The organism is Luteibacter sp. 22Crub2.1 (assembly GCF_900167995.1).
Classification (GTDB): Bacteria; Pseudomonadota; Gammaproteobacteria; order Xanthomonadales; family Rhodanobacteraceae; genus Luteibacter; species Luteibacter mycovicinus.
In genome coordinates, this window is the sequence record NZ_FUYT01000012.1 from 108,544 (window position 1) to 119,001 (window position 10,458).

Annotated in this window: 7 protein-coding genes; 4 read left to right on the forward strand and 3 right to left on the reverse strand. The window is 65.0% G+C overall.

Annotated features, from left to right (window positions below; all coding sequences use genetic code 11):
- Nucleotides 1-138 precede the first annotated feature (138 nt).
- Nucleotides 139-1,860 carry a sensor domain-containing diguanylate cyclase gene (locus tag B5X73_RS13860; RefSeq protein ID WP_079522178.1) on the forward strand — a complete coding sequence of 574 codons (1,722 nt, stop codon included), beginning with the start codon at nt 139-141 and terminating at the stop codon, nt 1,858-1,860.
- Between the two features lie 13 nt (nt 1,861-1,873).
- Here the strand turns inward: B5X73_RS13860 and B5X73_RS13865 are convergent, their stop codons facing one another.
- From B5X73_RS13865 to B5X73_RS13875, 3 genes are all read right to left on the reverse strand, one after another.
- Nucleotides 1,874-4,147, reverse strand: a complete 2,274-nt coding sequence (locus B5X73_RS13865) for a thiamine pyrophosphate-dependent enzyme (RefSeq protein WP_079522180.1) — start codon at nt 4,145-4,147, stop codon at nt 1,874-1,876.
- Nucleotides 4,148-4,210: 63 nt separating this feature from the next.
- Nucleotides 4,211-4,747, reverse strand: coding sequence for a GNAT family N-acetyltransferase (locus B5X73_RS13870; protein ID WP_079522181.1), 537 nt, complete (start codon nt 4,745-4,747; stop codon nt 4,211-4,213).
- A gap of 10 nt (nt 4,748-4,757) precedes the next feature.
- Entirely contained in the window at nt 4,758-5,927 is a 1,170-nt protein-coding gene (locus B5X73_RS13875) for an acyl-CoA dehydrogenase family protein (protein ID WP_079522183.1), read from the reverse strand.
- A gap of 139 nt (nt 5,928-6,066) precedes the next feature.
- Between B5X73_RS13875 and B5X73_RS13880 the strand changes: the two genes are divergently transcribed.
- From B5X73_RS13880 to B5X73_RS21040, 3 genes are all read left to right on the forward strand, one after another.
- Nucleotides 6,067-6,942: a DMT family transporter gene (locus tag B5X73_RS13880; protein ID WP_036111503.1), complete on the forward strand. Its 876-nt coding sequence runs from the start codon at nt 6,067-6,069 to the stop codon at nt 6,940-6,942.
- Between the two features lie 73 nt (nt 6,943-7,015).
- Complete coding sequence (locus B5X73_RS13885) at nt 7,016-9,382, forward strand: type IV secretory system conjugative DNA transfer family protein (RefSeq protein ID WP_079522184.1); 2,367 nt, start codon at nt 7,016-7,018, stop codon at nt 9,380-9,382.
- Nucleotides 9,383-10,458, forward strand: a 1,076-nt coding sequence (locus B5X73_RS21040) for a hypothetical protein (RefSeq protein WP_079522186.1), incomplete at its 3' end; no start/stop codon positions are given. It lies immediately after the preceding gene.

The window sequence follows — 10,458 nt, forward strand, 5'->3', positions numbered from 1 at the left end:
ACGGTCAAGGCGACATGCTTGCCGAATAGCGGCACAATATGGCCGCTGGTAAGGGGAGACGGGCTTTCCTTGGAATGCCGCCGGATCCACGTCGCGCGCCCGGCTGGCGCGCCGCCGTACGTCGGATGCAGGACTGGCATGAGCTCGAGGGAAAGACAGTGGCAGTGGATACGTCGCCTGTTCCAGGCGGCACTCACCTGCCTTCTCTTCACCGTCATGGCGGCACCTGCGGCCACTCTCACCGGCAACTGGCGTGAGGCCCATCCCGGTGACGTCCCGGCGGACGTCCTGCTCGAAGCCTACAACCGGCCGCTCGCCTCGTTCGATCCGGCGCGTATGCAGGTCTTCCCGGCGTCGGCCAACGGCACGTGGGTCATCCTGCGACAACTTCCGCCCTGGACCGCCGGCGAACGCGTGCTGAGCATCAACACGCCCGGTCTCGGTGCCGTGTCCCTCTACGACGAACACGGGCGCGCGGTCTCCACGTCGCTCGAAGACTTCGGCCCCGGCGTGCATGGACATGGGCGCCTGATGTTCAGCCTGCCCGCGTCAATGCCCGCATCGCACACGATCCTGCTCAAGTTCGAGCCGACGACGATGCCCGCCGGCGCGGTCACGCTGTCGACCAGTTCGTGGGCCGACTATCTGCGCGACGACAGTGGCTGGGTCGCTTTCGCGACGGCCTGTTTCGCGGTCATCCTGACGATGGCACTGATGGCGATGTGCTTCGCCGCCATCCTGCGTGACATGACCTTCGGCTGGTACGCGGCTTATCTGGTCTGCTACGCGCTGATCCAGGGCGTAAAGACGGGCTACATCTTCCATCCCCTGGAGTTCGAGTCGCTGGCGGGCATGGGCGATACGCTCGGCGCCGCGGCGACGTCGCTTTCGGTCTCGTTCTCGGCGCTGTTCGTGCTGCGCTTCGCCAAGATCGATGACTACGCACCGCTGTTGCGCATGCCGGTATTGGCGTTCGCCGTCGGCATGCCCGTGCTGATCGTGTTGCGTGCGACGGGTATCGAGGTGCTCGTGCAGACGGCGGCCTTGCTGCTGCAGCCATTGCTTTTGATCGGCGCATCGTTGCTGCTGGTCGCCGGCGCCATCGCCGCGGCCCGCGGCTCGCGACACGCCTGGTTCTTCCTCGTGGGCTGGACACCGTTGCTGTTGCTGACCGCGTTATGCGGTGCGCAGACCCAGGGCATGCTTGCCGACGCGCCGTGGCTGCCCAACGCGGCGATCGCCTTCGGCGCGTTCGAAGCCATCGTACTGTCGATCGGCTTGTCGGATCGCGCACTCACCATCCGCCACGATCGCGATCGCGCCCGGCAGCTGGCCGACAGCGACCCGCTGACCGGGGTGCACAACCGCCGCGCCTGGACGGATGCCGCGCTGGAGCGTCTGGAGCAAGGCTTGTCGCGTCCGATCGCCCTGCTCTTCCTCGACCTGGACCATTTCAAGGAACTCAACGACCGCTTCGGTCACGCCGCAGGCGACCGTGCGCTCGTGGCGGTGGCGGCGGCACTGCGAGACGAACTGAGGCCTTCGGATCTGCTCGGTCGTTTCGGCGGTGAGGAGTTCGTCGCCATGCTGCAGGGCGTGGATCGCGAGAACGCCATGCAGGTTGCCACACGGTTGTGCCGCCGCATCACACGACTGGATGCTCACCTGGGCGAGAACAGCGAACCGCTCACGGTGTCCATCGGCGTGGCGTTGCGCACGCCGGCGGATACGTTGCAATCGTTGATCGAACGCGCCGACGCGGCGATGTACGCGGCCAAGCTGGCGGGTCGCAACCGGGTGGTGTGCTCGGGGCCGGCGGGGCCGGCCCTGGTGCGGCGCGAGGGTAAGGTGGCCAACTAGGCCGCGCTGCGGTCTACGTGCGCTCCCGCATCGATTCCGCCGCGGCCACGATATCGTCGTCCCCCGGCAATACCAGAAACGCCGCCCCCGCCAGCGGTGTGAACGTGTCCGCACCGACGACCCGGCGCAACGGCACGTGCCCGAGGCCCGCTTCGACGATCGCCGTGATCACTCCCTCGCCGACGCCCGCGCTCTTGCGCCCCTCGTCCACGACGAGGATGCGCTTCGCCTTCGCCGCCTGCGTCGCGATGAAGCCATCGTTCAGCGGCACCAGCCAGCGCAGATCGACCACGCGCACCTTCCAGCCCTGCTCCGCCTCGATACGCTTCGCGGCACGCAGACTCATCGGCACGCCGTTGCCGAACGTGAACACCACGAGGTCGTCGGCGTCGTCGCCATAAACCCGCCCCTCGCCCAGCGGCATGGCCTCACCAGGTGCCGGATAGGGAAACTGCCACCGACCGTCGCCGGCTTCGTGGAGGTCCTTGGTCATGTACAGCGCGATCGGTTCGAGGAAGGCCGTCACGCGGCCGTCCACCTTCGCCAGAGCCGCCATCGTGCGCAGCATCGTCGCAGCATCGTCCCCGCGACTCGGGCAGCCCACGACGAGGCCGGGGATGTCGCGCAGCGCGGTGATCGAATTGTCGTTGTGGAAGTGACCGCCGAAGCCGCGCTGATAACCCAGCGAGGCCACGCGCATCAACATCGGATTCCGATACTGGTCGTTCGAGAAGAACTGCAAGGAAGCCGCTTCACCGCGGATCTGATCGCAGGCGTTATGGAAGTACGCCAGGTACTGGATCTCCGGCAGCGGCAGCATGCCCATGTTGGCATAGCCCTGCGCGAGGCCGAGGATCATCGTTTCGTCGAGCAGCGTGTTGAACACCCGCGTGTTGCGGAACGCCTTATGAAGACCCTTGGTGACCGTATACACACCACCCTTTTGCGCGACGTCCTCGCCGAACAGCAGGCTTTCCGGATACTTCGCCATCAGATCGTGCAGGGCCTGACCGATCTGGACGGCCAGATGCTTCGGCGGCTGCGCCTCGGGGAGCTTGTCGGCGCCGCCGAACACGCGCTCCCGCTCGGCGGCATCGGCGGCGCGTTCCGCTTCCGCACGAACCGCGTCCGGCGTGTACGGCGCCAGCGGCGCCATGACTTCCTCGAGCGACGCGAGCCGCGGGCGGCGATCGGCGTCCTCGGCCGCTTCGAAACAGCGGTTGCGCGTGGCGTTGTAAAGATTGAGCAAGCTGTCTTTGTCGTACAGACCCGAGGCCAGTGCGATCGCCGCGCTGCGCAGCAACGGATCGGTCGCTTCGAGCGCCACCAGCTCGTCGATCGAGCGCCACTCGATCTCGAAATCGGTGCCGGCGTGGCCCATGACACGCGTGGTGGTCAGGTGCAGGAAGGTCGGACGCCGCGTGCGCCGGCAGTGTTCGACGGCGCGCTGGACATCGGCATAACCACCCGCCAGATCCAGCCCGTCGGCATGGAAGTAATCCAGGTCGGGGCGGTGACGGAAGTTGTTCGCCACCCAACCGCCCGGCGTCTTCACCGAGATGCCGATGCCGTTGTCCTCGCAGACGAACAGCACGGGGGCGGGCAGCTTCTGGTACGCGGTCCACGCCGCCGCATTGAAGGCCGTCTGCGCGGTCGCGTGGTTCGAGGATGCATCGCCGAACGAGCACACCGCGATCGAATCCTGAGGGATCGGCAGGGCATGCCCGATGCGGCGTCCTTGCTCGATCGCAATGGCCGTGCCCAGCGCCTTGGGCAGGTGCGATGCGATGGTGGAGGTTTGCGGCAACACCCATAACGGTTTGCTGCCCCACACCTTGTGCCGCCCGCCCGAGGCGGGATCTTCGCGGCTCGCCGCGAATGACAGCGCGGAATCCATCACCGGATCCATGCCCGGCAGCTTGCGGAACCGCTCGGCCATGAAACCGCCGCTGCGGTAATGCAGGAAGGCCGGATCGGTGTGCCGCGTCAGCCGCGCCACCATCGCGTTGCCCTCGTGGCCCGACGAGCCGATCGTATAGAACACCTTGTTCTGTACGCGCAGCACCCGTGCCATCAGATCGAGATGGCGGCTGATCAGCTGCGACTCGAGCAGTTCGCGAAAACCGCGTGCATCCAGCGCGCTGCCCGGCAATACCGGTTCATCGTCCTGCGGCGCGCGCGCGACGTCGCCCTGCCAGAACTGCACGTACTCGACGAAGTTCTGGTCGACGATCTCGGCGCGGTTGAAGCCCTTGTGCCGGGCGGGAATGGGATGTGGGACGGACATGGCGAAATACTCGTAAGAGAGAGAGCCGGGCGAGGCCACACACGAGCCCGCCCGGCGTATACGTCAGCGACGCCGGGCGAGCCACTGCTCGCGCGTCTGGCCCCAGAGGTCGACGACAGCATCCTTGGAGGGCGCGGGCAGCGCGCCGGGCCCCTGCCAGCGAGAACCGAGCTTCTTCGCCACGGCGATGGACGCGATATTCGTCGGCGCGATCGAATGAATCACCTGGCTCCAGCCGAGATGGTCGAACGCCCAGTCCATCGACGCGGCGGCGCCTTCGGTCGCGTAACCCTTGCCCCAGGTATCCCGCGCCATGCCCCAGCCGATCTCATGGCCCGGCCAGCCATCGGGCTGCCAGGGACCCAGACGACCGATCCAGCGACCGCTCGCGCGCTCGATGACGGAGAACATGCCGAAGCCGTTGATGCTCCAGCAGCCGGCCATGGTCATGAAGTTGCGCCAGGCCACGGCGCGTGGCTGCGGGCCGCCCAGGAAGCGATTCACTTCCGGATCGCCCATGCATGCGGCCCACGCCTCGAAATCCTCCGCCGCGGTGGGGCGCAGGATCAGCCGGTCGGTCTCGATACGCGGGCCGTGCATGGCACGTGCCTCAGAATGCGTTGATGCCGGTGAGCTCCCGACCGACCACCAGCTGGTGAACGGTCTCGGTGCCTTCATAGGTGATGACCGATTCCAGGTTCAGCGCGTGGCGGATCGCCGAATGCTCGGTCGTGATACCCGCGCCACCGAGGATGTCGCGGCAGTCACGCGCGATATCGATCGCCATGCGCACGTTGTTCCACTTCGCCAGCGACACCTGCGTCGGCTGCAGACGGCCGGCATCTTTCAGGCGACCGAGCTGCAACGAAAGCAGCTGCGCCGTCGTGATGCGGCGTGCCATGTCGGCGACGCGGATCTGCACGGCCTGGTTGGCCGCCAGCGGGCGACCGAACAGAATGCGCTGCGAGGCGTAGTCGAGCACTTCCTTCAGGCAGGCCTGCGCGGCGCCGATCGGGCCCCAGGTGATGCCGTAGCGCGCCTGATTGAGGCAGCCCAGCGGGCCCTTCAGACCCTTGACGTTGGGGAGTCGCGCGCTGTCGGGAACACGTACGTCGTCGAAGAACAGACCCGACGTCACCGAGGCGCGCAGACTCATCTTCTTGTGGACTTCCTGCGCGGCGAAACCCCTGGTGTCCGTCGGCACGATGAAGCCCTGGATGCCGTCGTCGGTCTGCGCCCAGACGATGGCGATGTGCGCCAGGTTGCCGTTGGTGATCCACATCTTGGCGCCGTTGATCACCCAGTCGCCGCCGTCCTGGCGAGCCACGGTTTTCATGTTGGCTGGGTCCGACCCACCGTGCGGCTCGGTCAGACCGAAGCACCCGATCACCTCGCCCGCGGCCATGCGCGGCAGGTACTCGCGTTTCTGTTCCTCGGAGCCGTAGGCAAAGATCGGATACATGCACAGCGAGCTCTGCACCGAAGCGAAGCTGCGCAGACCGGAATCGCCCCGCTCCAGCTCCTGGCAGATCAGGCCATAGCTCACGGCGTTCATGCCGGCACAGCCGTATTCCTCGGGCAACGTGGCGCCGAGCAGGCCCAGAGAGGCGATCTCGGAGACCAGTTCCGCCGGGAAACGCCCCTGCTCGAACGCGTCGCCGATGATCGGCAACACCTTTTCGTCGACAAAACGGCCAACGGCGTCCTGCACGGCGCGCTCCTCATCGGTAAGCAGCGAGCGGACGTCGTAAAGATCGAGCGGGTCGAGACGGTGAGCCATGCGGGTACTCGTACGTGGGCAGCCGGAAAGCCCTCGATTGTAGACCCGCGCGGGGCCGGGGTCATGGCGTCCCGCAACATGCATACAAGGGCTGCAAACGTTTGCATAATGGGATGCCCCCGCCTTAAGGATTTTCCCCATGTTCAAAGGCGTCCTGCTCGGTTTCGCCTGCTACGCGGCTTACGCGTGGAGCGATGCCTTCGTGAAGTCCCTCGAGGGCTCCCTGCCGCCGTATGAAGCGGTGTTCTTCGGCGCCGTCCTCGCCATGGCGGCCTTTCCGTTCCTGAAGAAGCCGGGGGACCGCTGGAGCGAGGTCGTGGTGTCGAAGATGCCCGGCCTCTGGCTGCTGCGCGCCATGGCCGGCGCCATCGGCAACATCACCGCCGTCATGGCTTTTACCGCCCTGCCGATGGCGGAGGCGTTCTCACTGATCTTCCTGCTGCCGATCTTCGTGACGATTCTCTCGGTGGTGTTCCTCCGCGAGCACGTGGGCTGGCGACGCTGGTCCGCCGTGGTCGTGGGATTTCTCGGCGTGCTGGTCGTTCTGCGGCCCGGATTCCGTCACCTGGGCCAAGGCCACGTCGCGGCGATCATCTGCGGAATCACCGGTGCCTTGTCGATCATCGCCCTACGCATGGCCGGAGCCACCGAGAAGCGCATCACCCTCTACGGCGCGGGCGTGATCGGGCCGATGATCGCCGGCTTCATCATGATGCTGCCGCACTTCGTGTGGCCGGACCTGCACCAGTGGTTCCTGGTGCTTGGCTACGGGCTGCTCGCGGCGGCGGGCGCGGTGCTGCTGATGCTTGCCACGCAGAACGCCCCGGCGGCGCGCGTGGCACCGACCCAGTACAGCCAGATGTTGTGGGCGATCCTGTTCGGGTATCTGATCTTCCACGACCATCTCGACTGGCCGATGCTCGTGGGCATCGTGCTGATTCTCGGTGCGGGACTTTTCACCTTCGTGCGCGAAGAGAAGAAGACCGACTGGTGGCGGTGGACCAACATCGTCTGAGTCGCGTCGGCAGGTTGGCCGTGGCCGCACCCATGCGATAATTCGACCCGGAAAACAATCACCAAGGAATGGCATGGAGCCATGGTTCTGGCGCGTCGGCGCGGCTGTTTCGGCCCTCGGCGCGTGTGCGATCGCCCCCTCCCTCGCGAGCGGATTGATCCTTTTCTCACTAGGCCTGCCGATGTCGGCCTTCGCACCCGGCCTGTGGCACGACTATTGGCATGTGCTCGATCAGCCGGCTTACCGGCCGTATGCAACGCGCATCGCGATCTGCGCGGGCGCGGGGCTGGTGCTGCCGCTATTGCTGTGGTGCCTGGGTATCGTGTTTTTGCGGCGCCGGGCTCCCTCGGTCCCGGTGTCCGGCCCATTCGACCGCTTATCAGCCTCGTCCCTCCTGCTTACCGCGATCAAGCCCGGTGCAATTCACGTAACGAAAGAGCGTGGGCGCACGCTGGGCGCACCCGATGCCGCGTCGGTCCTCGTGTCCGCTCCGTATTATCCTGAGGCGCACGCCGTCGTCCTTGCGTCGCTGCGACACGCAGACGGGTCCACCCTCGTCATCGACTGCGGCTCCCGCAGCCTTGCCTTCGCACAGGCGGCACCCGGGAGGACCGTCCTTCGGCTGAACCCTTTCGGCGGCGGCCCTGCCTGGAATCCGTTGGCCGGCGCGTGGGGACCGCAAGGCTTGTTGGTCGACGAGCTTCGACACCTTGCTGCGGCGTGGTTCCCTGAGGCGAACCGACACGAACGATTCATCGTCAGTCACACGCGGAACGCGTTCGTCAGCCTGGCGCATGTGGTCGCCGACGTGCTGCGGTCTGCGCACAACGATGCGCCGCCGGCCGTCCCGGGCGATATCCACCGGCTTTGCGCACAGGCCGTCCACTACGTATCCCGACGCGCCTTCCTGCAGACGCTGGCAGAGCGTCCTGAAGTCGGTTTCCAGGCCAGGGGAGGACTTCGTGGGTGGCTGGGGCTTGATGATGCCGGTATCGATATCGTTTGGAAGCGTGTCTCCGACGTTCTGGCGCCTTTTGCGGACCCGATCGTGGATGCCGCCACGCGGAGCGAAAGGCTGGCACCGGCATCCTGGCGGCGAGCGACTGTGTACCTGGATGTGCCCGATCGGTGGCGCACCGCGTCCGGCCCCTTTATCGAATCGGCCATACGCCAGTGGCAGGCGGCGCTGGACGAGGGCGAGTCGTCGTTACTGCTGGCCCATGCCCTCGACACGCTTCCGCCCATCGCCGCGCTGACCGACGCGGAATCGCCGTGGCGATGTCTTGCCACGACGCGGGGCCTGAGCGCCCTGCACGACCGCTACGGCAACAACGCCATTATGCTCGACCGCCGTTTCACGGTTTGCGTCGTCCATGGGCCTCGGGATGAATCGCTGGCGAGGCGTGAGTCCGATGCATTGAAGCAGTTCGTTGCCGCCCATCGCGACGACAGCCACCTCGCGTCGACACCCGCATCGTCGACCAGCCTCATGTCCCTGCGGGCGGGCGAGCAGATCGTGGTGACCCCGTCGGTGCCGACACCCGTCATTTGCCGTACCTTGACCTCATCGCGGAAGCCGAACACGCCGCCGCCCCAGACGATCGACCAAGGAGAGGCCATGCCTGTTTCCAAGTCTTTAATTGCGTTTCTTGCGGCGCTCAGCGCGGCGCCTCTGCATGCTGGAGAGTCGGCATCGTTGCTTGCTCCGCTAGCTCCCCCCGATAAAAGCGAAGCGGCCGTACCGACTGTTGACGCGAAGCTCGGGCCTCATCGCTTTCGTTTTCCGAAAAGCATGTACTACCAGCAATCGGGGCCGGATTCCGATGGTGGGCTAATGTTGAACGTGCAGTGGCCTTCTTTGCAGCCACTTCCCATGGGCATCGACTATCACGACACACCAGAGTACTTCCTCAACAACATCGCCATCGACCTCGACCCGGTGAAGCAACTTACCGACGCCGAGTATCAGACGCACCTCCGCAGGTCTGTCGAACCTGTGGATCCGGGTGATCCACGCCAGCGCATGCATCCGGCGACGAATCTCGATCAACGGATCGAACAAAACCCCATCTACGGGCTGACTCCCTATTATGTCGACTTCGACAAATTCCGCACTTACTACATAAAGCGGTATGGAGAGCGAGCGCGGTCGCCAACGCCGAGCCAGAATGCGGACTGGTTCGTCCGCATAGGGCCGAATGGAGTGCCGACCACCTTCATTGAATGTTCCTCTCATTTGATCCAGGACGGCGCGCGGCTCGAAAACGGCCGTATCGTCGACGCACGAGACGGAGGCCGCCGATCAACTTGCAGGCATCAGTTCCTCATTCCCGAGTATCGCGTCGTGGTGACTCTCAGCTATCTGAGGGTCGTGATGCCGAACTGGCAACGCCTCGAAGCGTTCGTCAGAAAAACACTCAAAGACCGAGAGGTTCGCTAAATGTCGCAGCAACCGCACGCACTCGATAGCTCCGACCTCGAGATTCTCAGAAGCTACGCCGAGCAAGGCAACCGCGAGTTGTATTGGAATTATCTTGCCCAGCTTCCAGGGAACGACGGCTACGGACAGTTAGCACTTGGGGTGGTACGTAATGACAACATGCCAGGCGCCACTGCGAATGCCTACGCACAAGCCTACGCCCGAGAACATAGCCATAAGACGCTTTCAGAACGCGACTGGGACAATTTCGGCGTTGATTTGATAAATCAGGATTTAGCGATGCGCGAGGCCCGCCTCAAAGCCCACGAACCTCAGGGTGCATTGAACCTGCCTGGGCGATATGTGCAGCTTGCCCACGACAAGGCGTTCGAGAATATCGGTGTGGATCCCAACGCCTGGACACCCCGAAAACTTCTCGAGGCCGCTCGAAATCACGGCGCGAATGGGCCGGAAGAGTCCGAGAAGATCTGGAAGACCATGCTGGACAACGATCTCATGGGAACCCGCCGCGGCGCAGCCACACTGGGTGACATGGCGCGCGCGACAGGCATGTCAGCAGCAGAGCGCGCCTCATACGGCGCAGACATGGCCGCGGCCTGGACCTCGGCCATCGGCGACAGGTCTCACATGGACCCCGACGTCATCGGGCGGAACGATCATTTCTTCGGGCGCGACCGCAACGGCGACTGGAGCGAATTTACCAGTGCGCAACCGACCACGACCGTGTCGTATACCGAGATGAAGGACGTAACCGATCCCAGGCTGCTGCGGGAGCTGGAGGATACGCGGAGTCTTCGCCTGGAAAGGGAGGCCGCTCGTAAGGACTTCCATCCCGACGACCCCGGCCGGCTGATCGGATCGCCTCATCCGATGGCAGACGCCCACCCGCGAACAAGTCTACCGAGCGCCCATTCGGACCCGCTCTACGCGTCACTGCGCATGCAGCTCCCCATGGAAATCTCAAACGATAAACCGGCACAGATGGCGCTTGTCGCGCGTCAATCGAACATACGCGACGCAAGTGAGTTGTGTGACGTCGAGGTTCAGGGGCGGAGCATCGTGTGCACGGGGATCCG